The 25,644-nt window shown below is 65.0% G+C and carries 25 protein-coding genes; 17 read left to right on the top strand and 8 right to left on the bottom strand.

Going from position 1 to position 25,644, the window contains the following annotated elements:
* Positions 1-11 precede the first annotated feature (11 nt).
* From OGL93_RS01365 to OGL93_RS01320, 10 genes are all read left to right on the top strand, one after another.
* The gene (locus tag OGL93_RS01365; RefSeq protein ID WP_263260547.1) at positions 12-782 is read left to right on the top strand and encodes an ABC transporter ATP-binding protein; all 771 of its coding nucleotides are present in this window, start codon (positions 12-14) and stop codon (positions 780-782) included.
* 105 nt (positions 783-887) lie between these two features.
* Positions 888-1,697, top strand: coding sequence for a helix-turn-helix transcriptional regulator (locus OGL93_RS01360; RefSeq protein ID WP_263260545.1), 810 nt, complete (start codon positions 888-890; stop codon positions 1,695-1,697).
* Positions 1,698-1,784: 87 nt separating this feature from the next.
* The gene (locus OGL93_RS01355) at positions 1,785-2,888 is read left to right on the top strand and encodes an ABC transporter ATP-binding protein (protein ID WP_263260543.1); all 1,104 of its coding nucleotides are present in this window, start codon (positions 1,785-1,787) and stop codon (positions 2,886-2,888) included.
* 33 nt (positions 2,889-2,921) lie between these two features.
* Positions 2,922-4,064, top strand: a complete 1,143-nt coding sequence (locus OGL93_RS01350) for an extracellular solute-binding protein (protein ID WP_263260542.1) — start codon at positions 2,922-2,924, stop codon at positions 4,062-4,064.
* Between the two features lie 59 nt (positions 4,065-4,123).
* Positions 4,124-5,023 carry an ABC transporter permease gene (locus OGL93_RS01345; protein WP_263260540.1) on the top strand — a complete coding sequence of 300 codons (900 nt, stop codon included), beginning with the start codon at positions 4,124-4,126 and terminating at the stop codon, positions 5,021-5,023.
* A gap of 1 nt (position 5,024) precedes the next feature.
* Positions 5,025-5,852, top strand: coding sequence for an ABC transporter permease (locus tag OGL93_RS01340; protein WP_263260538.1), 828 nt, complete (start codon positions 5,025-5,027; stop codon positions 5,850-5,852).
* Positions 5,845-7,314, top strand: a complete 1,470-nt coding sequence (locus OGL93_RS01335) for an aldehyde dehydrogenase family protein (protein WP_263260537.1) — start codon at positions 5,845-5,847, stop codon at positions 7,312-7,314. The genes OGL93_RS01340 and OGL93_RS01335 overlap by 8 nt, the downstream gene beginning before the upstream one ends.
* Positions 7,315-7,472: 158 nt before the next feature.
* Positions 7,473-8,171 carry an AzlC family ABC transporter permease gene (locus tag OGL93_RS01330; protein ID WP_263260536.1) on the top strand — a complete coding sequence of 233 codons (699 nt, stop codon included), beginning with the start codon at positions 7,473-7,475 and terminating at the stop codon, positions 8,169-8,171.
* Entirely contained in the window at positions 8,168-8,479 is a 312-nt protein-coding gene (locus OGL93_RS01325) for an AzlD domain-containing protein (protein WP_263260535.1), read from the top strand. Before OGL93_RS01330 ends, OGL93_RS01325 begins: the two co-directional genes overlap by 4 nt.
* A 94-nt stretch (positions 8,480-8,573) precedes the next feature.
* Positions 8,574-9,398 carry an HDOD domain-containing protein gene (locus tag OGL93_RS01320; RefSeq protein WP_263260533.1) on the top strand — a complete coding sequence of 275 codons (825 nt, stop codon included), beginning with the start codon at positions 8,574-8,576 and terminating at the stop codon, positions 9,396-9,398.
* 66 nt (positions 9,399-9,464) lie between these two features.
* Here OGL93_RS01320 and OGL93_RS01315 read toward each other — a convergent pair whose 3' ends face one another.
* Together OGL93_RS01315 and OGL93_RS01310 are read right to left on the bottom strand one after the other, a co-directional pair.
* Positions 9,465-10,400 carry an iron-sulfur-binding ferredoxin reductase gene (locus OGL93_RS01315; RefSeq protein ID WP_263260532.1) on the bottom strand — a complete coding sequence of 312 codons (936 nt, stop codon included), beginning with the start codon at positions 10,398-10,400 and terminating at the stop codon, positions 9,465-9,467.
* Positions 10,393-11,499: a GGDEF domain-containing protein gene (locus OGL93_RS01310; RefSeq protein ID WP_263261088.1), complete on the bottom strand. Its 1,107-nt coding sequence runs from the start codon at positions 11,497-11,499 to the stop codon at positions 10,393-10,395. Before OGL93_RS01310 ends, OGL93_RS01315 begins: the two co-directional genes overlap by 8 nt.
* 333 nt (positions 11,500-11,832) lie before the next feature.
* Here OGL93_RS01310 and OGL93_RS01305 point away from each other — a divergent pair, with 333 nt between their 5' ends.
* Entirely contained in the window at positions 11,833-13,356 is a 1,524-nt protein-coding gene (locus OGL93_RS01305; protein ID WP_263260531.1) for a fumarate hydratase, read from the top strand.
* Between the two features lie 233 nt (positions 13,357-13,589).
* Positions 13,590-14,498 carry a DMT family transporter gene (locus tag OGL93_RS01300; RefSeq protein ID WP_263260530.1) on the top strand — a complete coding sequence of 303 codons (909 nt, stop codon included), beginning with the start codon at positions 13,590-13,592 and terminating at the stop codon, positions 14,496-14,498.
* A 94-nt stretch (positions 14,499-14,592) separates the two neighbouring features.
* Here OGL93_RS01300 and OGL93_RS01295 read toward each other — a convergent pair whose 3' ends face one another.
* The 3 genes from OGL93_RS01295 to OGL93_RS01285 all read right to left on the bottom strand — a co-directional run bounded on the left by OGL93_RS01295 (position 14,593) and on the right by OGL93_RS01285 (position 18,289).
* Positions 14,593-16,005, bottom strand: a complete 1,413-nt coding sequence (locus OGL93_RS01295; RefSeq protein WP_263260528.1) for a PLP-dependent aminotransferase family protein — start codon at positions 16,003-16,005, stop codon at positions 14,593-14,595.
* Positions 16,006-16,417: 412 nt separating this feature from the next.
* Positions 16,418-17,575 (bottom strand): phosphatidylserine/phosphatidylglycerophosphate/cardiolipin synthase family protein, encoded by a 1,158-nt coding sequence (locus OGL93_RS01290; protein ID WP_263260527.1) that lies wholly within the window; start codon positions 17,573-17,575, stop codon positions 16,418-16,420.
* A gap of 108 nt (positions 17,576-17,683) precedes the next feature.
* Positions 17,684-18,289, bottom strand: coding sequence for an ACP phosphodiesterase (locus tag OGL93_RS01285; RefSeq protein WP_263260526.1), 606 nt, complete (start codon positions 18,287-18,289; stop codon positions 17,684-17,686).
* 153 nt (positions 18,290-18,442) lie between these two features.
* Between OGL93_RS01285 and OGL93_RS01280 the strand changes: the two genes are divergently transcribed.
* Genes OGL93_RS01280 through OGL93_RS01270 form a run of 3 tightly spaced genes read left to right on the top strand, consistent with a single transcriptional unit; the run spans position 18,443 to position 20,987 of the window.
* Positions 18,443-18,745: a metalloregulator ArsR/SmtB family transcription factor gene (locus OGL93_RS01280; protein WP_263260524.1), complete on the top strand. Its 303-nt coding sequence runs from the start codon at positions 18,443-18,445 to the stop codon at positions 18,743-18,745.
* Between the two features lie 11 nt (positions 18,746-18,756).
* A complete protein-coding gene (locus OGL93_RS01275; RefSeq protein ID WP_263260522.1) occupies positions 18,757-19,923 on the top strand; it encodes an MFS transporter in 1,167 nt (388 codons plus the stop codon).
* A 14-nt stretch (positions 19,924-19,937) separates the two neighbouring features.
* Positions 19,938-20,987, top strand: coding sequence for an alkene reductase (locus OGL93_RS01270; RefSeq protein WP_263260521.1), 1,050 nt, complete (start codon positions 19,938-19,940; stop codon positions 20,985-20,987).
* An 85-nt stretch (positions 20,988-21,072) separates the two neighbouring features.
* Here OGL93_RS01270 and OGL93_RS01265 read toward each other — a convergent pair whose 3' ends face one another.
* The 3 genes from OGL93_RS01265 to OGL93_RS01255 all read right to left on the bottom strand — a co-directional run bounded on the left by OGL93_RS01265 (position 21,073) and on the right by OGL93_RS01255 (position 23,937).
* Positions 21,073-21,924 carry an ATPase gene (locus tag OGL93_RS01265; protein ID WP_263260520.1) on the bottom strand — a complete coding sequence of 284 codons (852 nt, stop codon included), beginning with the start codon at positions 21,922-21,924 and terminating at the stop codon, positions 21,073-21,075.
* Between the two features lie 77 nt (positions 21,925-22,001).
* Positions 22,002-23,006: an NAD(P)-dependent oxidoreductase gene (locus tag OGL93_RS01260; protein ID WP_263260519.1), complete on the bottom strand. Its 1,005-nt coding sequence runs from the start codon at positions 23,004-23,006 to the stop codon at positions 22,002-22,004.
* Between the two features lie 7 nt (positions 23,007-23,013).
* A complete protein-coding gene (locus OGL93_RS01255) occupies positions 23,014-23,937 on the bottom strand; it encodes a LysR family transcriptional regulator ArgP (protein ID WP_263260517.1) in 924 nt (307 codons plus the stop codon).
* A gap of 87 nt (positions 23,938-24,024) precedes the next feature.
* Here OGL93_RS01255 and OGL93_RS01250 point away from each other — a divergent pair, with 87 nt between their 5' ends.
* Positions 24,025-24,621, top strand: coding sequence for a LysE/ArgO family amino acid transporter (locus tag OGL93_RS01250; RefSeq protein ID WP_263260515.1), 597 nt, complete (start codon positions 24,025-24,027; stop codon positions 24,619-24,621).
* A 173-nt stretch (positions 24,622-24,794) separates the two neighbouring features.
* Positions 24,795-25,391 carry a Fe-Mn family superoxide dismutase gene (locus OGL93_RS01245; RefSeq protein ID WP_263260514.1) on the top strand — a complete coding sequence of 199 codons (597 nt, stop codon included), beginning with the start codon at positions 24,795-24,797 and terminating at the stop codon, positions 25,389-25,391.
* Positions 25,392-25,644 lie beyond the last annotated feature (253 nt).

Here is a 25,644-nt window from a genome sequence, read left to right as displayed (position 1 = left end):
CGGAGGCGCCCATGCAGAGCAACAGCCTAGTGCTGGATCGGGTAAGCAAGCAGTTCGATAACCCACAGCGGCCCGGTGAAACCCTACGGGTGTTAGACAACATCCGCCTGGACGTGCGCGCTGGGGAGTTCGTCAGCATCGTGGGCGCCAGCGGCTGCGGCAAGTCGACCCTGCTACGGCTGCTGCTGGGGCTGGACCAAGCCTTCGATGGGCAGATTCTGCTGGGCGGCAAGCCGATCCGCGGCACCGGGCTGGAGCGCGGCATCGTGTTCCAAGACCACCGATTGTTTCCCTGGCTCACGGTGCGGGAAAACATCGCGGTAGGCCTGAAGAACTCGCCCTTGAGCGCTCGGGAAAAAACCGAGGCCGTGCGCGAACACCTGGCACTGGTGGGGCTGGAAGCCTTCGCCGATGCCTACCCGCAGCAGATTTCCGGGGGCATGGCGCAGCGCGTGGCGATCGCTCGCGGCCTGGTGAATCGGCCATCGGTGTTGCTGCTGGACGAACCCTTCGGCGCGCTGGATGCCCTGACCCGTACCCGCCTGCAGAATGAGCTGCAAGGCATCTGGGCGCGGGAGCGGATCACTATGGTGCTGGTAACCCACGATGTGGACGAAGCGGTCTTCCTAGGCGACCGCGTGGTGGTCATGCAGCCCAACCCCGGGCGCATCCGGAGGGTGCTGGACGTTGACCTGCCGCGCCCGCGCAACCGCAGCGACAGCGCCTTTATCACGCTGCGTGACGACCTGCTCAGCGACTTTATCGCCCCAGGGCAGGCGTGACCTCATGGTTCGCGGGCGATGCCCGCTCCCGCACAGTGGGGTACGCGTTGCCCCGCTGGCGTGGAACATGCATCCTGTGCCGCAGCTCACTGCCGGCGCCGATCGATGCACACCCAGGATGTCGCCCTCTGGACAGAGGAACTCACCCGCGTATTTGCCGCCGCCCCTGCGCAGCGCCTCGATGCCTTGTGCGCCTGGCTGGGGCGGGTGCGGCCGGTGGACCACTTCGTGCTGTTCGTTTATGAGGGCAACCACCGCCCCCTGGCACTGTTCGACACCTTCCCGGCGCAACGGCGCAAGGTGTACGTGGACGATTACCAAAGCGGCCCCTACCTGCTAGACCCCATCTACCTCGCCTGCGCCCGGGGCCAGGCGCCAGGGCTGTGGCGCCTGCGGCAGCTCGCGCCGGACCACTTCTACCTGGGCGAGTATTACCTGACCTACTACCAGCAGACCGGCCTTGCCGAAGAGGTGGCGTTCTTCGTCGACCTCGGCGAGGGCACCCGGGGCGTGTTGTCGCTGATGCGCGCCAACCACCGTGTCGCTTTCAGTGAAGACGACCTGGCCTGGCTCGGCTGCGCGCGAGCGGCGGTGGAGCAAGTAGTCGTCGATGCCTGGGCCCTGCACCAGGCCGGCCCGCCCCGGCCGGCGCAGGATCTGGACTTCACCATTCGCGCCGCGTTCGACCAGTTCGGCGCCCACTGCCTGACCCAGCGCGAGCAGGAGATCGTTCAGTTGCTGCTGCGCGGGCATTCCAGCGCTTCCGTGGCCGAGGTGCTGGGCATCAGCCCGGGCACGGTGAAGATCCATCGCAAGCACCTTTACGCAAAGCTCGCGATCAATAGCCAGTCCGAGTTGCTGGGGCTGTTCATCCGCGACCTCGCCGGGCCGGCCAACCCCGGCAGGCATGTCTAAAAACGACCACTATCCCCTAAGGGATATATACCCGTGCCGTTGCGCCACGCTAGCTTGGCCCGCAACACGGCATGGGAGGGTCCGCCGATGGGCGACAGCAACGACATCGAGTTCTGCAAGGTGGTCAAGCGTTACGGCAGCGTCACGGCGGTCGACGGGCTGAATTTCGCCGTGCGCCGCGGCAGCTTCCACGCCTTCCTCGGCGGCTCAGGCTGCGGCAAAACCACGACCCTGCGAATGATCGCGGGTTTCGAGCAGCCCAGCGAAGGCCATGTGTTGCTGGCCGGGCGCAACGTGGCGGGGGTGCCGGCGTTCCAGCGCCCGGTGAACATGGTGTTCCAGCACTACGCGCTGTTCCCGCACATGACCGTCAGCGAGAACATCGCCTACGGCTTGCGCTACCGCACTCCGCGCATCGATACCCGGCAACAGCGGCGGCTGGCCGACGAAGCCCTGGAGATGGTCCGCCTCTCCGGCTTCGGTAGCCGTCGCCCCAGCGAACTCTCCGGGGGCCAGCAGCAGCGTGTGGCCCTGGCCCGGGCGCTGGTGAACAAGCCCACCGTGCTGCTGCTCGACGAGCCGCTGGCGGCGCTCGACCGCAAGCTGCGCAAGGAGATGCAGTCTGAATTGCTGCGCTTGCAGCGCGAAGTAGGCATCACCTTCGTGCTGGTGACCCACGACCAGGAAGAGGCGCTGTCCATGAGCGACAGCATCAGCGTGATGCGCGACGGCACTATCGTGCAGACCGCCACCCCCGAGCAGCTCTACGAAACCCCGGCCAGCCGCTACGTGGCGGACTTTATCGGCGAATCCAACGTGATCGAAGGCACGGTGAGCGCGGTCAGCGCCAGCGTGGTCAGCCTGCGCACCGCCGAGGGCTTGCAGCTGAACTGCCCGCCCACCCCCAGCGGCCAGGCGTTGACGGTGAACGCGCCAGGCTGCATCGCGGTTCGGCCGGAAGCCATCGACATCCGCGCTGCCGGCAGCACCCTGGCCCGGGACGTGCGCCTGGACGGCCAGGTCGAGGACCGCATCTACCTGGGCAACACCACCGAATATCGGGTGCGCACCCAACCGTTCGGCATCCTTTGCGTACGCGTGCCTCGCCAACAGGAAACCCAGCCGCTGGAACACGGCGCGCCGGTCCAGGTTGGCTGGGACCAGGCCAGTGGCCTTGCAATGACCTTCTGAACTGCCTTTTCAACCGCCTTGGGGAGACGTCATATGGATCAGAAAACCTTCATCAACACCCTGCGCAGCTGGCAGAACGGCTCGATCAGCCGGCGAGACTTCCTTGGCCGCACCGGCCTGGGCGTGGCAGCGGCGGTCGTGGCCAGCCAGATGCCTGGCCTGCTTGCCAGCAGCGCTTATGCGGCGGAAAAAGGCAGCATGGGCGACCGCCTGGCGCTGGCCACATGGCCCAATTATCACAGCCAGCAGAACCTCGACGCTTTTGCCACCGCCACCGGCGCGCGGGTGAGCATGAGCGTGTTCGGCTCCAATGAAGAAATGCTTGCCAAGCTGCAGGCGGGAGGCAGCGGCTGGGACGTGCTGGTGCCCACCAACTACACCATCAGCACTTACGTAAAGCTGGGGCTGATCGAGCCTCTGGACCTCTCCCGCATCCCCAACTTCGACCCCAAGGCCTTTCAACAACGCTTCATGGCCCAGGGCACGGTAGACGGCAAGGTGTATGCGGTGCCGAAGAACTGGGGCACCACCGGTATGGTGTACGACAGCGCGCAGCTCAAGGCGCGGCCGACCAGCTGGAAGGAATTCTGGGAGCTGGCCAAGGGCGAGGCTGACGGCCGGGTAATCGTTCACGACTACCAGCTCACGGCCATCGGCAACGCCCTCAAGGCCTGCGGTTATAGCTTCAACTCGCTGGACACCAAGGAGCTGGCCGAGGCGGAAAAATTGCTGATCGAGGTCAAGCCGCACCTGTTCGCGATCAACTCAGACATCCAGCCCTCCATGCGCAGCGGCGACGCCTGGCTGGCGATGAGTTGGACCGGCGATGCTTTGCAGCTGCAGCGCGACACCCCGAGCATGCATTACGCCCTGGGCAAGGAAGGCGGCGAGATCTGGAGCGACTTCTTCGCCATCCCTAAAAGCAGCGAACACAAGGACGCCGCCTACGCCTTTATCAATTACCTGCTCGACCCTCAGCACAACAAGCTCGAAGTGCTCGCCCACGGCTACCCCAGCGGCGACAGCCGAGTCGATGCGCTGCTGCCGCAGAAGCTGCTCGACGACCCCATCATGTACCCGGCCGCCGAACAACTCAGCCCGCTGGAGTTCGGCGCCGCCGCCACTCTTACCAGCCCGCTGCGGGCCGAGCTGATGGCGCGCTTCAAGGCCGCCTGACGGTTGCGGGCGCCGCCTGCCCGGGGCGCCCGTCCATTGACCCCGAACGAGGAGCGGTTATGTCCACCGCTGTGCACACCATGAACGCCACCGCGCTCAAAGGCCGGGCGCGCGACTTAGGCCGGCGCGTCACCGTGCTGATGCTGTTGCCCTCCACCCTGTGGTTCTTGCTGCTGCTGGTGACGCCGCTGCTGATCATCCTGGTGTTCAGCTTCGGCGAGCGCAGCGCCGTGGGCGGCTATGCCGGCGGGCTTACCCTGGCCAACTACCTGAACCTTGGCTCGCGCGCGGCAGCGTTCAGCAACACCCTGCTGCTAGCGCCCATGGGCACCCTGGTGTGCCTGTTGGCCGCCTACCCGCTGGCGTACTTCCTGGCGGTGAAGGTGCAGCGCAGCCGCTCACTGTTGCTGACGCTGGTGATCGTGCCGTTCTGGACCAGCTTTCTGATCCGCACCTACGCCTGGATCTTCATCCTCAGCGGCAAGGGCCTGCCGGCCATGCTCGCCAGCCTGGGGCTGGAAAACGTGCGGTTGATCAACACGCCCAGCGCAGTGTTGATCGGCATCGTTTACGGCTACCTGCCGCTGATGGTGTTCCCGATCTACGTCAGCCTGGAAAAGCTCGACAAGCGCCTGCTCGAAGCCTCGCAAGACCTCGGCGCCAGCGCCTTCGAAGGCTTTCGGCGGATCACCCTGCCGTTGTCTGCGCCGGGGGTGATCACCGGCGTAATGCTGGTGTTCATCCTGCTGATGGGTGAGTTCCTGATCCCGGCAATCCTGGGCGGCGGCAAGGTGTTTTTCGTGGGCAATGCCCTGGTGGACCTGTTCCTGCAATCGCGTAACTGGCCGTTCGGCAGCGCCGTGGCCATGGCCCTGGTGGCGATCATGCTGGTGGTGATCGGCCTGTATCTGAAACTGGTGGCCCGGCATGGCGGCCGGCCCGGCGAAGGAGCACTCTAACATGTGGCTGCGCGGTTATTCGACCTTCCTCTATCTGTTCCTTTACGCGCCCATCGCGTTGATCGTGGTGTTCGCGTTCAACGCCGGACGCAGCGGGCTGGCCTTCCAGTGTTGCTCCACCCAGTGGTTCGGCAGCGCGTTCGCCAACCCCTTCATTCTCGAAGCCCTGGGCAACAGCGCAATGATCGCCCTGGGCTCGGCGCTGTTGGCCACCCTGTTCGGCACCCTGGCGGTGTTCGGCCTGCAACGGGTAGGGCCGCGGGTGCGCCTGGTGTTCGACGCCCTTACCTACTGCGCGATCATCATCCCGGGCATCGTGATCGGCATCTCCACGCTGATCGCCTTCATCAGCCTGTTCGACCTGCTCAACCCCGTGCTGGCGGCGCTGCTGCCAGGTATCGCGCCGCTGAACATGGGGTACTTCACGGTGGTGGCGGCGCATTCGCTGTTCACCATGGCGCTGGTGATGGTGATCGTCCGTACCCGAGTAGAAGCGCTCGATACGGCATTGCTGGAAGCCTCGGCCGATCTCTATGCGCCGCCTCTGGAAACCTTCCGCCGGGTCACCCTGCCGCAGATCACGCCAGCGATTCTTGCCGGGTTCCTGCTGGCGTTCACCTTCAGTTTCGACGACTTCATCATCGCCTTCTTCGTGAGCGGCTCGCATACCACCTTGCCGATCTACATCTTCTCGTCGATCCGCCGGGGCATCACGCCGGAGATCAACGCTATTTCCACGGTGATCATCGGCGCCTCGCTGGCCTTGCTGTTCACTTCACGTTATTTGCAGAACCGCCGCGTTGACGGCCGGGAGGCACACCATGCGTGACCAGCTGTACATCAACGGCCAGTGGGTCAGCCCAGACCTGGGTGGGCACTTGCAGGTGATCGACCCCGCCACCGAACACGTGATTGGTAGCGTGGCCGCGGGCACCGAGGAAGACATCGACAACGCCGTGCGCGCCGCCCGCGCGGCCTTCGACGGGCCCTGGGGCAGCACCAGCGGCGAGCAGCGCGCGGGTTGGCTGGATAGCCTGGCGGATGCCCTTGAGCAGGACCAAGCCGCCCTGGCTGAACTGGAAGTACGCGACAACGGCAAGCCGCTACCCGAGGCCCAATGGGACGTGGCCGACGCCATTGGCTGTTTTCGCTTTTATGCAGGCCTTGCGCGCGAACTGGACGCTCGCCAGGACGAGCCGCTGGCCCTGGCGGACCCGCGCTTTCGCTGCCACGTGCGGCATGAGCCGGTGGGCGTGGCGGGGCAGATCATCCCCTGGAATTACCCCTTGCTGATGGCTGCCTGGAAGGTCGCCCCGGCGCTGGCGGCCGGCGCTACCGTAGTGCTCAAGCCTTCCGAGCTCACGCCCCTGAGCGCGCTGGAGCTGGCCGTGGCCGCCGAGCGCAGCGGGCTGCCGCCGGGGGTGCTGAACGTGGTCACCGGCCTGGGCGCCGAAGCGGGCAGCGCGCTGAGCGCCCACCCAGGCGTGGACAAGCTGGCCTTTACCGGCAGCGTGCCGACCGGGGCGAAGATCATGAGCGCGGCGGCACACGACATCAAAAACATCAGCCTGGAGCTGGGTGGCAAATCGGCGTTCATCGTGTTCGACGACGCCGACGTCGAAGCGGCGGTGGAGTGGATTCTGTTCGGTATTTTCTGGAATCAGGGCCAGGTGTGCAGCGCCACCTCACGTTTGCTGGTCCAGCAAGGTATCGCCCCGCGCCTGCTGGAGCGGCTGGTGGCGGCCACGCGGCAAATCACCATAGGGCCGGGCCTGGAACCAGGGATGCTGCTGGGGCCCTTGGTGAGCGCCGGCCAGTACGAGAAGGTGCTGCAGATGATCGCCCGCGGTGAAGCCGAGGGCGCGCGCTTGATCAGCGGCGGCCGGCGCCCGAAAGACCTGGACCGGGGCTATTTCCTGCAGCCGACGATCTTCGACCAGCCCGCCGAAGACAGCGCCTTGTGGCGCGATGAAATCTTCGGCCCAGTGCTGTGCGTGCGCCGCTTCACCGACGAAGCCGATGCGCTGCGCCAGGCCAACGCCAGCCGCTTCGGCCTGGCCGGGGCGGTGATGAGTGCCGATCCCGCCCGCGCCACCCGGGTGGCCAACGGCTTGCGCGCCGGCATCGTGTGGATCAACTGCTCGCAACCCACCTTCGTTGAGGCGCCCTGGGGCGGCATGAAACAAAGCGGCATCGGCCGCGAGCTGGGGCGCTGGGGGCTGGAGAACTACCTGGAGGTCAAACAGGTGACCGAGTACGTAAGCGCCGAGCCCTGGGGTTGGTATTCGTAATTGCCCTGTTCGCAGGCTCCGCCTGCTCCTCCAAGCGTGAGCCACTGCGCTGTAGGAGCAGGCAGGGCCTGCGAACCCAAGGTTTCGCGGCGGTTTGCCCAAGACAAGCCTGTCACAAACTGACATCCTTTGCGGCCCGGTATCGTTCGAGCTTCATCATGCCCGTACCCGCCCCTCACCGCCCCGCGTTCATGCACGGCGCTGTCGCTGTGTTACCCCTTTCCCTCGCCTGCCTGCCCTGGGGGCTGCTGGCCGGTTCACTGGCAGTGGATGCCGGCCTGAGCCCCTTACAGAGCCAGGGGTTGTCCACCATCGTGTTTGCCGGCGCGGCGCAACTGGTGGCCATCGGCATGTTCAAGGGGGGCGCCGGAGCGCTGTCGATTCTGCTCACGACCCTGCTGCTTACCTCGCAGCACTTGCTCTACGGCATGCACATGCGCGCCCGGGTCGCGCCCTTGGCGCCGCGCTGGCGAATGGGCCTGGGCTTCCTGCTCACCGACGAGCTGTTCGCCCTGACCAGCCAGCAGAGCGCGGAACACTTCCAGCGCTGGTACGCACTGGGGGCAGGGCTCACGTTCTACCTGGCGTGGAACCTGTGCACCTTCGCTGGCATCGTGCTGGGCAAGAACATTCCCGGGCTGCAACACCTGGGGCTGGACTTTTCCATCGCCGCCACCTTTATCGCCTTGATTACCCCGGTGGTGCGCTCGGTTCCGGCGGCGGTCTGCGTAGCCGTGGCGCTGCTGTGCTCGGTGCTGTTCAGCCTCTGGGGGCTGGAGTCTGCATTGGTATTGGCCGGGCTGTGCGCGATGACGGCGGGGTATGGCTGCAAGCGGCTGATGGAGCGTGAACGGTGATCTGGGCAGTGATCTTTGGCATGGGCGCGGTGTTGTTCTTCAATCGCTATGTGTTCCTTGAACCGCGGCTGCCACTGCGCCTGGGGCGCCGCGCCCAGGAATTCCTGGGCTTTGCCGTGCCCGGCATGCTCACGGCGATCTGCGGGCCTATCGTGTTCATGCCCGACCATCGGCTGAACCTCTCGCTGGGCAACCCCTACCTGTTGGCCGGGCTGTGTACGGTTGGCCTGATGCTCGCGACCCGTAGCGTGCTGACCAGCGTGGTGCTGGGCATGGCGGCCTTTTACGGCCTGCGTGCCTGGCTGTGAATCCGATTGAACGACCGAGCTGAAAAAGGGGACGAACGCACAGTCGCGAAAATTGCCTATCGTTGTGGGAATCGTCGTAAAAGAGGTGGGAGCCATGGAAATCGAAAAGCTGTTCGCCCAGCTGCACAGTTTGCCCAGTATTCCGAAGGTTGCGCAGGACCTGATCGCCCAGTTCGACAACCCTTCGTCCAGCCTGGAAGCCATTGCCCGCAACATCGAGAAGGACCCGGTCATCTCGGCAAAAATCCTGCGGCTGGCCAATTCGGCGCGCTTCAAGGGTGCGCGGGAATCCACGAGCATCGAAGACGCAGCCATGCGGCTAGGCTTCAACACCATGCGCACCCTGGTGCTGGCCAGCGCGGTCACCGGCGCGTTCAGCGCCCCACCTTCGTTCAACCTCAAGGGTTTCTGGCTCAAGAGCTTCCAGGTGGCGAGCATCGCCCGGGTGCTGGCCAAACAAGGCGGCACCGACGCGGAAGTCGCCTTCACCTGCGGGCTGATGCACAACATCGGCGAACTGCTGATTCAAACCGGCGCGCCGGAAATGGTCGAGCGCTTGAATGCACGTCGCCCGACCACCTCCCCGGCCCACGCCGCGGACGAAACGCTGCAACTGGGCTTCGGCTATCCGGAAGTGGGCGCCGAGCTTGCCAAGCGCTGGAACCTGCCTAAGCAGATCCAGGATGGCATTGCCTACCAGGCCAAGCCCCACCAGGCACCGGGCAACGCGCCGCTGCCGCTGCTGGTCGCCCAGGCCGATGAGGTCAGCGACCGCCTGCAGCAATTCGGTGGCCCCACCGAGGAAGCCAAGGCCGAGTTGCACGACGAGCTGATGAAAGGAGTAGACCTGGACCTGCTGTTCGATGCCCTGCCCCAAGTGCTGGAAGCGGACAAGGCATTCGCGGAGCTGTTGAGTTAGAGCGGCCCCGCGAACCTGCGTTCAGCCGCCGCGCCTGGATGGCCGGCCTGCCGCATTTGCTAGCGCCTACACGGAATCAGCCGGCTTCTTATCGAAGGTATCGGTAAACAGCTGATTACGTGGCAGCCCGGCCATGAACATGCGCCGGGCTATGGCCTCCACTCTCGTAGGCGCGCCGCAGGCCAGGGCAATGGCCTGGCGTGACGGGCGCAGGTCGCCCAGGTCGGCATCGGGGCCGCGCAAATCCACTACCAACGCCGGATGGCTTGCCGCCAGTGCCTGCAATTCAGCGGCCAGGTAGTGCTCACCGGGCGCTGCCATGTGCAGCACGCGGATCGGCCCTTGATGGTTTTGCCGCAACGCTTCCCGCAGCACCGCCCACAGCGGGGCGAGCCCCGTGCCGCTGGCCAGCAACCATAACGGCCGGGCTTCCCATGCCGGGTCGTAATGCAGCGGGCCGCTGAGGACCTCGCCCAGCCGTAAGCGATCCCCTACCTGCAACGCCCTGGCGCGGTCGGCGAAGGCGCCTGGCCGGGCGCATTGCAGATGAAATTCCAGCCAGGGGGCATCGCCGGGCAGGCTTGCCAGCGAATACGGCCGGGCTATCCCGTCTTCACTCCACAGCAATACGTGCTGCCCTGGCTGGTAGCGCAACGGCCGCGCGGGGATCACCCGGAGGCGCAGCACGCATGGGCTGGGCCAGCTCAGCGCGCTGACCTGCGCGTCGATGCCATCAGCCCGTGGGTCATAGGGCACTACTTCGAGGTCTTCGACTACCCGGCACTGGCAGGCTAACCGCCAGCCGGCGGCGCGCTCACTGCTAGGCAGGGCTTGCGGCAGCTGATCGTGCGGCTCGCCGCCGATGCAGCGCACCCGGCAGCTATGGCAATGCCCAGCCCGGCAGCCAGATGGCACCGCGACACCGTGGCCGTTCAGGGCGTCGAGCAGGTTAACCCCCGCAGCTACCTGCCAACGCTGGCCGCCAACGGCCAGCTCAGGCATCGATGTACTCCCAGGCGGCCACACAGCGGTTGCGCCCTTCCCGCTTGGCTTGGTAAAGGGCTTTGTCCGCACGGTGCAGGGCGTCGTCCAGCAGGTCACCCTCGCCGAGCAGGGTCATCCCGGCGCACAGGCTCAAAGACGTCACCGCACCATCGGCGGGGCGTGCCGCCGCGAAGGCCAGGCGCAGGCGCTCGCAGCACAGGGTCAGGCGATCGGCGTCGGAATCGAGCATCAGCAGCACGAACTCTTCACCACCGTAGCGGGCTAATACATCACCCTCGCGCAGGCAGGCCGCGGCCACTTGGGCAAAGCCTTGCAACACCGCGTCCCCGGCGGCATGGCCATGTACGTCGTTGATGCGCTTGAAATGGTCCAGGTCGATTAACGCCAGGCCGTGGGTCTGCCCAGGGCGCAACCCGTGCAATTCACGCGAAGCCAGGCGCAGGAAGTGCCGGCGGTTGAACAGCCCGGTCAGCTCATCGGTAGCCACCAGGTCTTCGAGCTGGCGCATCATGCCGCGCAGGGTGTCTTGATGCGCCTGGAGGGCGAAGCGCCGCTGGCGCATGCGCTGGCGCGAGGCCTGCACGTAATTGCCATACAGGCACAGCCAGAACAGTACGATAAACAGCACGGCGGCCTGGATAGCCGCCAGCCCAGGCTCGTCCAACCGGCCCTGCCCCGCTTCATACAGGTTCAGCATGGCAAAGCTGCCGAACACCAAGGCTGCGCAGCGCAGGAACACTGCCCTGGACAAGTGAAACAGACCGAACATCAGCGGCACCACGTAAATGACCATGAACGGCCCGCGCGCGCTATCCAGATGGCTGAGCAGCCAGGTCTCCCAGCCGACCGCCAGCCAGATCTGCGCCTCGGTGAGGCTAGGATCGGCGAAGCGCAGGTTGTTACCGCTGAAAAACACCAGCCCCAGCAGCGCCTGGCTGAGCAGCACCAGTGCGCCGCCAGCCATCACCGTTTCGGTGCTGCCGTTGAAATAGCCGCCCACAAAAGCGACGCCCACCAGCATCAGCATCATCAGATAACTGCTGGCGGCCAGAAGGAAGCGCTTTATAAAAAGCTTCTGAAGATTGTGCTGGGTCACTCGTTGACTCATCGTGCTCATAGGGATCCCATCCCTTACCACGGTTATGGCAAGTTGCCACTTTAGTGATCCAACGCAAAAATGACCATCGGATTTTCGTTCATCCGATGACAGACCAGTCGTCAAGGTCGTTTTGCCTGGCTGCCGACTACCGCACGCCATCGTTCGATGGCGGATGTGCGACCGCCACGAGCGGGGTATACTGCCGCGCCTTTTCCCAGCCCCCGCCTGCCTTTGCCGAGTCCCACGGCGCGTGGTAATGCCTGGAGAGGTCGCCCCGCGTGCCCTGCGCGAGGCCGAGATAATGTTCCCGTGTCAAAGAGGAGCGCGCCCGTGACCGTGATCAAGCAAGACGACCTCATTCAGAGTGTCGCCGATGCCCTGCAGTACATTTCCTACTACCACCCCGTCGATTTCATCCAGGCGATGCATGAGGCTTACCTGCGCGAGGAATCCCCCGCGGCACGTGACTCCATCGCCCAGATCTTGATCAACTCACGCATGTGCGCCACCGGCCACCGGCCGATCTGCCAGGACACCGGCATCGTCACCGTCTTCGTTCGGGTAGGCATGGAGGTGCGCTGGGATGGCGCCACCATGGGCGTGGACGACATGATCAACGAAGGCGTGCGCCGCGCCTACAACCTGCCAGACAACGTGCTGCGCGCCTCGATCCTGGCCGACCCGGCCGGTAGCCGCAAGAACACCAAGGACAACACCCCGGCGGTCATTCACTACTCGATCGTGCCTGGCAACACCGTGGAAGTGGACGTCGCCGCCAAAGGCGGTGGCTCCGAGAACAAATCGAAGATGGCCATGCTCAACCCGTCGGACTCGATCGTCGACTGGGTGCTCAAGACCGTTCCGACCATGGGCGCTGGCTGGTGCCCGCCCGGCATGCTGGGCATCGGCATCGGCGGCACCGCCGAGAAAGCCGCGGTGATGGCCAAGGAAGTGTTGATGGACCCCATCGACATCCATGAGCTCAAGGCCCGCGGCCCGCAGAACCGCCTCGAGGAAATGCGCCTGGAGCTGTTCGAGAAGGTCAACCAGCTGGGCATCGGCGCCCAGGGCTTGGGCGGCCTGACCACGGTGCTGGACGTGAAGATCATGGACTACCCGACCCACGCCGCCTCGCTGCCGGTGTGCATGATCCCCAACTGCGCCGCCACCCGTCACGCCCACTTCGTGCTCGACGGCAGCGGCCCGGCCGCGCTGGAGGCACCGCCCCTGGACGCTTATCCGGAAATCGTCTGGGAAGCCGGCCCCTCCGCGCGCCGGGTCAACCTCGACACCGTGACCCCGGAAGACGTGCAGAGCTGGCAGCCCGGTGAAACCCTGCTGCTTAACGGCAAGATGCTCACCGGCCGCGATGCCGCGCACAAGCGCATGGTGGACATGCTCAACAAGGGCGAAACCCTGCCAGTGGACCTCAAGGGCCGCTTTATCTACTACGTGGGCCCGGTCGACCCGGTTCGCGAGGAAGTGGTCGGCCCTGCTGGCCCCACCACCGCCACCCGGATGGACAAGTTCACCCGGCAGATCCTCGACCAAACCGGCCTGCTGGGCATGATCGGCAAAAGCGAGCGCGGCCCAACCGCCATCGACGCGATCAAGGACTACAAAGCCGTGTACCTGATGGCCGTGGGCGGCGCTGCCTACCTGGTCGCCCAGGCAATCAAGGGCGCCCGTGTGGTGGCCTTCGAGGAACTGGGCATGGAAGCGATCTACGAGTTCGACGTGACCGACATGCCGGTCACCGTCGCCGTGGACAGCAAGGGCGAGTCGGTGCACATCACCGGCCCGGCGATCTGGCAAAACAAGATCGCTGAAAGCCTCGCTGTCGAGGTTCGCTAACCCCCTACAAGCCCGGCGATCGCCGGGCTTGTTCGTTATTGACCACCGAAGGCTTGAGCGGCGCAGGGCCGTGCTACGCATGCGCTTGAGGCCCCACTGTCATGGTCAGCCAACAGTACAGTTCGGCCCACTTCCTTGCGACCGTACCGGTGCTGCTGCCGGCGCTTGCCCTAATCTGGGCATCCGTGGGCGCCGAATCAGAGCGCTGCGAGCGGTAACCAAGGACCGAAGCCATGACGCAAGCCAACGTAGCGAACCTGCAAACCCAGCCCGATGCCAAGAACCAGGACCTTCACGCCTACCTGCTAGGGCTGATTTCCGTGGCCGCATTCGCCATGACCCTACCCGCAGCCAAGATGCTAGCCGGCGAACTGAGCGCGATGCAGGTGGGGATTTTCCGCTCGGTGCTGGCGGCGTTCGCGGCCATTCCATTCCTGGTGTTTGGCCGGGCGAAGCTGCCAAACCGCTCGCAGGTCAAACGCATGTTGCTCACTTCTACCGGCATCGTGTATGGCTTCCCCATCCTCACTGCGCTAGGCATGCAATATGTGCCGGTCAGCCATGGCGGGGTGCTGCTCGCGGCACTGCCGCTGTCCACGGCCGTGTTCGGTACGCTGATCACCGGCACCCGGCCCTCCCGCGCGTTTTGGCTGGTGTCATGCCTGGGCTTCGCCGTGGTCATGAGCTACATGGCAATTACCAAGGGCGTTGAGGACTTTTACATAGGTGACCTGGCGCTGCTGGGTGCGGTGCTGCTGGCGGGCTTCGGCTACGCCCAGGGCGGCGCGCTGTCCAAGGAGCTCCCAGGCTGGCAAGTGATGTGCTGGACGCTCGTGTTGAGCCTGCCGGTACTGCTGCCTGCCAGCCTGTGGCTGTATGACGGCCAGACCCTTGCCAACCTCAGCGGCCAAGGCATCGTAGCGCTGCTGTTTTTGGCCTGGGTCAATTCCCTGCTGGGGTTCTTCTCCTGGAACCGCGCCCTGGCGCTGGGCGGCATTCAACGCATCAGCCAACTGCAACTGCTGCAGCCATTCTTCACCTTCGCCTTTTCGATTTTCCTGATGGGCGAGAGCTGGAACTGGCTGACGCCGGTGGTGTGTGGGGTAGTGATCGTGCTGGTGTGGCTGGCCAAGCGTTGCTGATTCACGCCTGTGATGGCCCTACTCGCTGGCTTACGCCTGTCGTCGGCAAGCCATGCTGCTACGGGTCAGGAGGTGTGGGTAGCCATGGAATCTCCTACGACAGCTGCTGAGCCGGTGCCAGATGCGTATGTATGAAAGCCTTGAATCGCGGATCGTTGCAGTAGGTGACGTTGAAGCGCAGATGCTGGTCGTACTGCTGGCCATGGCTGAACAACGAGCCGGGGGCCAGGAGGATCCCCGCCTGATGCGCCTGCTCGATCAACCGGCGAAGGTCCAGGTACCCGGGCATTCGCCCCCAGAGAAAAATGCCATCGGGGCTGTAATCGTCGAAGGCCACCCCGGCCGCGCCTAGCCACTCCCTTGCGGTAGCCCGGGCTTTCATCACCTGCTGCGTCAAGGTATCGAGGTGGTGCTGGTAACGGCCGGATTGCAAAGTATGGGTCACGATGGTTTCGTCGATAGCCGAGCCGCACAGCAGGCCGGCCATCTTCTCCTCCACCAGCCGCTCTACGAAAGCCGCGGGTGCCACGGCGTAGCCCAGGCGCAGCGCGGGGCTGAGCACCTTGCTGAACCCACTGAGATAAAAGCAGCGATTAAAGCCATCCAGGCTGGCCAGACGCAGGGTTGGTTGTGAAGACAGCGGGCCATAGACGTCGTCTTCCACCACATGGAAATCATATTTCTCGGCCAGGGAAAGGATTTTGTGCCCCTTTGCCGGTGAGGTGCTGCCACCGGTAGGGTTGTGCACCAACGTCTGGGTAAGGAACAGCCGCGGCCGGTAACGGGCGACCATGGCCTCGAAGACGTCCATGTCCGGCCCGTCGCTGAGCCGTGGCACGGTGATGATGTTGAAATCCTGCGTCTTTATCAGTTTGAGCTGCAACAGCAGGTAGCTGGGGTCCTCGACCAGCAGGTAGTCCCCTTCTCGCAGCATCACTTTGCGGATCATCGAGAAGGCATGAGTCGCGCCCACAGTGACCACGATCTGCTGACTGCTGGCAGCGATGTGCAAATCGTGCAACTTGCGCGCGATCACCCGGCGCAGTTCCTGGCCGCCAGCGGCGGGCGCCGGCACGCTGCATGCGAGTGCGTCGCGGATCAGCCGGCCAGTGACCGAGGGTGGCACCGCCTCCGCCAACCACGCAGGAGGCAAGTAGCCGGAGCTGACCGGCAGTTCGTAGAGGGAGGGGTCGAGCGAGCGGTAGAGAAAGCCACCATGCAGGCTGGACGGCACCACCGCTTCGCCGCTATCGCTGGCGCCCCCGCAGTGCTTACCCGGCAGTACGAAATACCCCGTGCCTGGGCGCGATTCGATCACCTGCTGAGCGACCAGGTCCTCATAGGCGCCGGTAACGGTGTAAATGCTTACGCCCAGCTGCCTGGCCAATGCCCGCACCGACGGCAGCCGGGCGCCCTGCACCCATTGGCTAGTCTCGATCCGATCAACGATGCCGTGGCGAATCTGGTCTACCAGCAACACCTTGCTGCTGCGGTCGATCTGGAACATATCCCTGTCCTTGCTGAGCGAGGGGCCGCGGGTATTGGAGCAGTAAAAGGGCAGGCGCGCCAGCCGTGGTAGCGCCAGGCTCGCGAGCTTTGCCCACTTCAGAAAAGGGGGCGGGCCGCATGGGAGATTTCTTTCTTCAGCGCAAGCTCGCCGTGAGCGCTGTAACACCATGCGTGGTATGCGCCCGCGCAGGCAGGGCCTGGCGCCTACGAGAGGCGAGGCTCCCGCTGGCGGTGCCATAAATTCTCGGGCTCCGCCCAGCAACACAGGGTCCGGCACTGGCCGCCGGTTTATTGGCCGGGGGTTTCGCAGCAACTGGCGACAGCCTGCGGGCCCCAAGCGACGCCGGTTCGCGGGCTTTGCCTAGCCCCCAGTGATACCAGCTTGCAGCTCGTAGGCGACAGGTGCGGCCTTAATCCCGGCTATCCAGCAAATTAGCCACCATCCGGTCCAGCCATCCCCAAACCCGCTGCTTGGCGCGGCGCCACAGCGGCCGGGCGTTCCACTGCTCCAGGGTGATTTCGCGGCTGCGGGCGAAGTCTGTTTCGAAGCTTGCGTTGACCGCAGCGGTGAGCGCTGGGTCGAGCGCCTCAACGTTCGCTTCCAGGTTGAAGCGCAGGTTCCAGTGATCGAAGTTGCATGAACCGATGCTGACCCAATCGTCGATGATCACCATCTTCAGGTGTAGGAAGCACGGCTGGTATTCGAAAATCTTCACCCCTGCCCGCAGTAGCTTGGGGTAGTAACGGTGGCCGGCGTAGCGTACCGAGGGGTGGTCCGTGCGGGGCCCGGTGAGCAGCAGACGCACGTCGATCCCGCGCTGGGCGGCGCGGCGCAGGGAGCGGCGCACGCTGTAGGTGGGGAGAAAATACGGGGTCGCCAGCCAGATGCGCTGTTGCCCGGCATGAATGGCACGCACCAGCGAGCGCAGGATGTCCCGGTGCTGGCGGGCGTCGCAGTAGGCCACCCGCCCTAGCCCCTCACCGCTAGGGGGCATGCGCGGCACGCGTGGCAGGCCGAAGTGCGTCGCCGGCCGCCAGGCGGTGCGGCGCAGGTTGGCGCGCCATTGGCGGTCGAACAGCATTTGCCAGTCTGCGACCACCGGGCCCCGGATCTCGACCATCACCTCGTGCCACTCGCTGAGGTCCGCATCGGGCTGCCAAAACTGGTCAGTAACGCCCGTGCCGCCGACCACCGCCAGTGCCTGGTCGACCAACAGCAGCTTGCGGTGATCGCGGAACAGGTTGCGCCCGCCACGCCGCCAGCTCACCGGGTTATACAGCCGCAGCTCAACGCCCGCGGCGAGCAGCCGTTGGCTCAAGGCGGTGCCGAAAGCCAGGCTGCCGTAGCCATCGAACAGGCAGCGCACCCGTACGCCGCGCTCCGCCGCTGCTATCAGCGCGTCCACCACGGCGTCGGCACAGTGCCCCGCCTCCACCAGGTACAGTTCCAGGTCAACGTGCGCGCGGGCATTGCCGATGGCGGCCAGCATGCGTGGGAAAAACGCAGGGCCATCGATCAACAGCTCGAAGCGGTTGTCGTTACGCCAGGGGAAAACCGGGCCGGCCATGATTCAGGCCGCCCGGCCGGGCAAGATGAGGGGCAGCAAAACGCAAGAGGACATGCAGGGCGCCTACTGAAAATACTGCGCCACATTAACCGCAGCGCGGGAATTTTCCTACAGGCGCCCGGCGAGTAATAGGTGCTCAGCGCCGCCGCGTTCAGCGGCAAAGCGTTGTAGCTCCGGATAGAACCGCTGGAAGTCCTCCATCAGGTATGGGTAGAGCGCCCGCAGCTCAGGCATTGCCCCCTGCAAACCCTCAGGCCGCGACAACCGCCTGGAGATCCCCAGCAGCACCCGCCCCAATACTTCGAAGTCTTGATAGGAGCCGAGCCAGTCATTCTCGATCATCAGCGGTGCAATGGTCGCCAATCGCCCTGGCAGGTCAGGGGTGCGGCGTAATACGCCATACACCTGGGCGGTGAACTGGCCCAACGGCTGGGGGTGGTAGGCCGCCCACTGGCGGGCCAGGCAATGGTCGAAGAAGACGTCCAGGATGATGCCGGCAAAGCGCCTTCGTTGGGCGGGGAAGCGCGCCAGCGCCGCCAGCACTATCGGGTGGCTGTCTGTATAGGTATCAATGGCGCGGTGCAGGCGGATGGCCTGTTCCAGGGCAGGCGAAAAACGCCCCTCGAGCGGGCCTTTGATGAAGTCCCCATAAAGGCTGCCGAGCAGTTGCTCCGGCAAGGGGCCGCCAAGGTGCAGGTGTGCGAGGAAGTTCATGGGCCGAGCTTAGCACGCGCCGGCTCCCGGCCTCGCCCCGCGTATATAGCCTTCGGGCAGCGCCACATAACCTAGCGATATTTGAATATCGCGATAAACCGATTTATAGTTCGCCGCATCGCGATATACCGTTATCTCACCGAGCCCTGCCATATGCCACTCGACCTCGACGACATAATAAAAGCCCTCTCCCACCCGGTGCGTCGCAACATCCTGCACTGGCTGAAAGACCCGAAGGGCGAATTCCCCGAGCAAGGCCACAGCCACGACCATGGCGTATGCGCCGGGCAGATCGACCAGCGCTGCGGCCTGTCCCAGTCCACGGTATCGGCGCACCTGGCCACCTTGCAGCGGGCCGGGCTGGTGACCAGCCGCAAGGTCGGGCAATGGCATTATTTTCAACGTAATGAGGAGCGCCTCCGGCAGTTCCTCGAGCAACTGAGCGAACAGCTCTGAAAGGACCCTCCATGCCACTTCCCTTGTTTATCCTGGCGCTCAGCTCGTTCGCCATCGGCACCACCGAGTTCGTCATCATGGGGCTGCTGCCCAACGTGGCGCAGGACCTGAACGTTTCCATCCCCGGCGCCGGTTGGCTGGTCACAGGCTACGCCCTCGGCGTGGCCCTGGGCGCGCCCTTCATGGCCATGGCGACTGCCCACCTGCCACGCAAGCTGGCACTGGTGGTGCTGATGGGCGTGTTCATCATCGGTAACCTGTTGTGCGCGGTGGCATCGGACTACCAAGTGTTGATGTTTGCCCGGGTGGTGACCGCGCTCTGCCACGGCGCCTTCTTCGGCATCGGTTCGGTGGTGGCCGCCAACCTGGTGGAGCCTAACCGGCGCGCCTCGGCGGTCGCGCTGATGTTCACCGGCCTGACCCTGGCTAACGTGCTGGGCGTGCCGTTGGGCACCGCACTGGGCCAGGCGGCAGGCTGGCGCGCTACCTTCTGGGGCGTGACGGTGATTGGCGTGGTGGCGTTCATTGGCCTGTTGCGGTACCTGCCCAAGCGCCACGACGAACAAAAACTGCATATGGCCGCGGAGCTGGCCGGCCTCAAGGGCTGGGGAATCTGGCTGTCGCTGAGCATGACAGTGATGTTCTCGGCATCCATGTTCGCCCTGTTCACTTACATCGCGCCGTTGCTGGGCGAGGTGACCGGCGTGTCGGACCGCGGCATCACCTTCACCCTGCTGCTGATTGGCCTGGGCCTCACCCTGGGCAATGTCGTCGGCGGCAAGCTGGCGGACCGCAAGCTGGCGGCCACCCTTGCCGGCGCCTTTATCGCCATGGCGCTGGTGTGCACCGCATTGGCCTGGACCAGCGCGGCCGTGATTCCCACTGAGATCACCCTGTTCATTTGGGCCATGGCTGCCTTTGCCGCAGTGCCGGCACTGCAGGTGAACGTGGTGAGCTTCGGCAAGGCCGCGCCCAACCTGGTAAGCACCCTGAACATCAGCGCCTTCAACACCGGCAACGCCCTCGGCGCCTGGGTCGGCGGCGCCGTGATCGACCACGGCATGGACCTGACCCGCGTGCCGCTGGCGGCAGCCATGCTGGCTGGGTTGGCGCTGGTGCTGACCCTGATCACTTTCAACCGGGGCGGCCAGGCCGACCTGGCACCCGCTACCCACTAAGCGAGGCACTCTTGATGACTACCCTGTTCGATCCTCTCCGCGTCGGCGACCTGGAACTGCCGAACCGCATCATCATGGCCCCGTTGACCCGCTGCCGCGCCAGTGCTGGCCGGGTGCCCAACGCCCTGATGGCGGAGTATTACGTGCAGCGCGCCAGCGCCGGGTTGATTCTTTCCGAGGCCACTTCCGTCACGCCGATGGGCGTGGGCTATCCCAACACGCCCGGCATCTGGAGCGATGCGCAGGTGGCCGGCTGGGCCAACATCACCAAGGCCGTGCATGCGGCCGGCGGGCGCATGTTCCTCCAGCTGTGGCATGTGGGCCGCATTTCCCACCCTAGCTACCTTAATGGCGAGCTGCCGGTCGCCCCGAGTGCTATCCAGCCCAAAGGCCATGTGAGCCTGGTTCGGCCGGTCACGGAATACGTCACGCCACGCGCACTGGAAACGAGCGAGATCGCCGGTATCGTGGAGGCCTACCGCCAAGGGGCGGAGAATGCAAAGAAGGCCGGCTTCGATGGCGTGGAAGTGCATGGTGCCAATGGATATTTGCTCGACCAGTTCCTGCAAAGCAGCACCAACCAGCGCAGCGACCAGTACGGCGGTTCGCTGGAGAACCGCGCTCGCCTGCTGCTTGAAGTCACCGACGCGGTAACCAGCGTCTGGGGCGCGGGCCGGGTGGGGGTACACCTGGCACCACGGGCAGACTCGCACGACATGGGCGACGCTAACCGCGCAGAAACCTTCATCTACGTTGCCAGTGAGCTGGGCAAGCGCGGCATCGCCTTCATCTGCGCCCGGGAAAAAGAAGCTGACGACAGCCTTGGGCCGCAGCTCAAGCAGGCCTTCGGCGGGGTATATATCGCCAATGAGCGCTACACCAAGGCCAGCGCTAACGCCGCCCTTGTCCGGGGGGACGCCGACGCAGTGGCGTTCGGGGTGCCGTTCATTGCCAACCCGGACCTGCCCGCACGCCTGGCCGCGGATGCACCGCTCAACCAAGCCCACCCGGAAACCTTCTACGCCGATGGTGCGGTGGGTTACCTCGATTACCCACGGCTGTAACGAGGGTTGCCCGGTTCGCTCTGTAGGATCGGGCGCAACCCGAGAAGGCGCGCCGCTGACTTTTTAGGCAGGCCGGCTCCCGGGCTCAAGGCGCCTTGCGGTCGATCTGCTCCTGAAGGTTCTGGATCTGCGCTTGCAAGCCGTTGACGTTGCGGGTGGTCTGGCCACGGAAGGCGTCGAACTCCGCTGTGCTGGGGCCGCTGGCCTGGGCGGCCGCCGGGCGGTTGTCCTGCTCGCTCTTGAGCACCACCAGCTCCTGTTCCAGCCGCTCCAGGCGGCTGCCGACGTCACTTTGCTTTTTCAGCGCCGTCACGTCGGTGGCTAAGCTTTTGAGCTCGGCTTCCAAGCCTGTGGTGCCGGCCTGCGCGGCCTTGAGGCTGGCGAGGTCGGTGCTCAAGGCCTTGAGCTGGTTCTGCACCTGCTCGGCCGCCGCCGCCTGCGTACCCAGTTGCCCATTGAGCTGCTCTACGCGTTTATCCGTCGCCCCTTGCTGCCCGGCCACGCCTTGCTGCTGCCGCCCCTGGTCATCGAGCCGGGCCTGGAGCTGGCGCACCTGCAACTTGAGCGCCTCGGTGTCGCTGGTCACGCTGTTTTCACCGTCCGCCACCTTGCCGCTGATAGCCTGCAACCGCCCCGCCGCCTCTTCGCTGACCTTGGCAAAGCTCTCCTGGGTGGCGACCAGTTGCTGCTCCATCAGCGATATCTGCTGAAAGCTCCACCAGCCCAGCCCGCCCAATGCGATAAACAAGGCGGCCACCAGCGCCCAGAGCGCGCCGGAGCCGGGCGCCTTGACCTTGATCACCGGTACGGTGCGCGAATACACCGCCTCATGGCGCGCGCCTGGGCGGGGTTCGAGCACGGGCTCATCCTCGTCGCGGTCATTGGCGGTGAGGCTGGGCAGGTTATCGTCAAAATCGTCGATGGCTTCTTTGCGCATGGCGAGCGTCCTTGAATCGGTTAAGGCAATGGCGGCGAGTCTACCACCGCGCCAAAAGCCGTAGCGCAACGGCTGCGCTAGCGGTATTTGCCGGACGTATCCTGGGCACGCCAGCCTCGGCAGAGCGCGTCCATGCCCGCCCAGATCGAGGCGTGCGGCTGATAGCCCAGATAATGCCGGGCACGGCCGATGTCGAGGATGAAATCTTCTGTCATCCAGGTGATATCGGCAGGCAGCAACGGGGGCTGCGGATGCCCCGGCCAGTACTCGCGAACGCAGGCGGACAGGCCCGCCATCAGCCGGGCTGGCGCGACTCGCCGGTAGCTGCGCAGCGGCGGCAACTGCAGCTGGCGCAGGCCGTAGTTGAGCACGTCCCAGAACGGCAACGGGGTGCCGTTGGCAATGTTGTAGACCCGGCCGAGAGCATCGTCACCTGCGTGAATTGCAGCAAGCAGGGCGTGGTCAAGATTTGCCAGGGTAGTGAAGTCCACCCGGTTCAGGCCATTGCCAAGGATATGCAGCCGGCTTCGGGCGCAGAGACCGAACAGCCGCGGCCAAAGTTGCGATTCGCCCTCGCCTACCACCGGCGCCGGTCGCAAGGCCAGCACCTGCAGGCCAAACTCCTCAGCGCCGAACACGCGCTGCTCGGCGCGAAACCGCGTTTGCGCCTGCAATGAGCGTCGGCGCGCGGGCAACTGGTCTTCGCGCACCGCCTGGCCGCCGGCCGGGCGCTCGTACACCTGGGCGCTGGACAAGTACACCAGCCGCCGCACCTGCCCCTTGATGCACCCCTCGACAACATTTTCAGTCGTGGTCAGGTTGGCCAGTTCGAAGGCTGGGGCCCGGCCCCAATGGCCGCCCAGCCCGGCACAATGCACCACCACCTCCATACCCTGGCAGGCACGCCGCGCCAGGTCCGGGTCGGCCAGGTCACCCTCGATCACCTCGGCGCCCAGCCGCGCCAACGCTGCCAGGCGCTCGCCCCGGCGGCCACTGGCTCGCACCGCCAGGCCCTGGCCAAGGGCCGCGTGGGCGAAGCTGGCGCCGATAAACCCGGTGGCACCGGTAACCAGTATGTTCATGCCTTCCTCACTTCTTGTTGCCGACGGCATTGCCGACGCTCGCCATGGGTACCAGGGCACGCGCTGCCTGTTTGGCCAGCTCGGCCGTAAGGTCGGCGAGCAACTTGCCGCCGCTGCGCCAGTGGTGCCAATACAGCGGTACATCGCTGGGGTGGTCGGGCAACAACTCCACCAGCATGCGGCTGGCCAGCTGCGCGCGCACCTGCATTTCTGGAACGAGGCCCCAGCCCAGGCCCGCTTCGGTCATCCGCACGAACCCCTCCGACGACGGCACCAGATGGTGGGCGAAGCCGCCTTCGATGCCCAGCGACGCCATGTAGCGGTGCTGCAAGAGATCGTCCGGGCCGAACACCAGCGCCGGCACTCGGACCAATGCCGGGGCACTGAAGCCATCCGGAAAATGCCTGTGGATAAACGCCGGGGTCGCCACCGCGCGATAGCGCATCGCTCCTAGCGGCTCGCTACGGGCACCCGCCACCGGGCGCGGCGCGGCACACAGGCAGGCGGCGACTTCACCGGCGCGCATGCGCCGCAGGCCAACGTCCTGGTCCTCGACCACCAGGTCCAGCAACACCTTGCGTTGCTGGCAAAAGTCAGCGACCGCCGCCGGCCACCAGGTGGCCAAGCTGTCTGCGTTGATCGCCACGCGCAGCCGTTCCGGCGCGCCGCCCTCCTCCAGGCTGGGGACAGCCTCGCGCAGGTCCCGTTCGAGCAAGCGCACTTGTTGCACATGGTTGAGCAACTGGCGGCCCACCGGGGTCGGGCTGGGTGGCGCTTCACGAACAAGCACGGGCTCGCCCAACCGCGCTTCGAGAAGCTTGATCCGCTGCGACACCGCCGACTGCGATAGCCCCAACGCCTGGGCGGCGCGTTCGAAGCCGCCCTGTTCGATGACAGTCGCCAATGCAGCTAGAAGTTTGTAATCGAACATCAGTTTTGCTAATGCCCCATCCACAGAATCGGTTTTTCTTATATCCCGCCGGGCAGCACACTGTCATCCACTTCAAGGAGACACCCCATGTTGCAGAGCTACCTCAACGGGCTGCTGATCGCCATCGGCTTGATCGTGGCCATCGGCGCGCAGAATGCCTTTGTATTGGCCCAAAGCCTGAGGCGCGAGCATCACTTGCCCGTGGCCGCGCTCTGTGTGCTGTGCGATGTGCTGCTGGTGAGCGCGGGGGTATTTGGCCTGGCCAGCGTGCTCGCCCAAAGCCCAGCATTGCTGGCCGTGGCTCGCTGGGGCGGCGCGGCCTTTCTGCTTTGGTATGGCTGCAAGGCCCTGCGCCGTGCCTTTGCCCGGCAAGTGCTGGCCGCCGCGGACCAGCGCCCACGCTCGCGCCAGGCGGTATTGCTGAGCGCGTTGGCGGTTACCCTGCTCAACCCCCATGTGTACCTGGATACGGTATTGCTGATCGGCAGCTTCGGCGCCCGCCAGGCGGTGCCACAGGCCTACGTGGCCGGCGCTGCGAGCGCGTCGCTGCTGTGGTTCTTCACCCTCGCTCTCGGCGCCGCCTGGCTCGCACCCTGGCTGGCGCGGCCAGCCACCTGGCGGGCCTTGGACCTGGGCGTGGCACTGATGATGTTCACGGTGGCGGGGCAACTTATTGCCGGCTGAGGTCGCTGCGTTTATCAGCGGCCGAGGCGTCTATCCCACACAGTTGCTGCGTGGTTAAGCGCCCCGGCCCGGTGCTATGATCCCGAGCTTGTGCCCGCCGACGAGCGGACGCAGCCACGGCCGCCCGTGATCGGCCTTGCGCATACCGCAACAGACCTGATTAGGAGAATCACATGGCTTTTGAACTGCCGCCGCTGCCTTATCCACACGATGCACTGCAGCCGCACATTTCCAAGGAAACCCTGGAATACCACCACGACAAGCATCACAACACCTACGTGGTAAACCTGAACAACCTGATTCCTGGCACCGAGTTCGAAGGTAAGACCCTCGAAGAAATCGTCAAGACCTCCTCCGGTGGCATTTTCAACAACGCCGCGCAGGTCTGGAACCACACCTTCTACTGGAACTGCCTGTCGCCTAATGGTGGCGGCGAACCTACCGGCAAACTGGCCGAAGCCATCACCCAGGCCTTTGGCTCCTTCGAGAAGTTCAAGGAAGAGTTCAGCAAAACCTCCATCGGCACCTTCGGTTCCGGCTGGGGCTGGCTGGTGAAAAAAGCTGACGGTTCCCTGGCCCTGGCCAGCACCATCGGTGCCGGCAACCCGCTGACCAATGGCGATACCCCGCTGCTGACCTGCGACGTATGGGAACACGCCTACTACATCGACTACCGCAACGTGCGGCCGAAATACGTCGAAGCCTTCTGGAACCTGGTCAACTGGGCATTCGTTGCCGAGCAGTTCGAAGGTAGCCCCTTCAAGGCCTGATGTCCCGCCGGGGGCCGCCGCGCCCCTGTAGGAGCAGGCGCAGCCCGCGAACCACGGATCTGAAAGGCTCCCGCCCCGGTTCGCAGGCTGTCGCCAGCGCCTGAACCTCCCTTCGCCGCTGCGCTCAAGTTCCCCACCCCTCTACCGATACAAAGGTGACGCGCTTTTCTATAGGTGCCTGGCTGCACCCTGCGTCTTGAATCTGCTCGAACCCTTTGACGGTCATCCATGGTTTTGCCAATACTCGGGCCAC

Origin of the sequence: Pseudomonas sp. RIT-PI-S (assembly GCF_025642975.1) — a bacterium.
Lineage (GTDB): Bacteria > Pseudomonadota > Gammaproteobacteria > Pseudomonadales > Pseudomonadaceae > Aquipseudomonas.
This window is presented reverse-complemented; position numbering and strand designations above follow the sequence as displayed.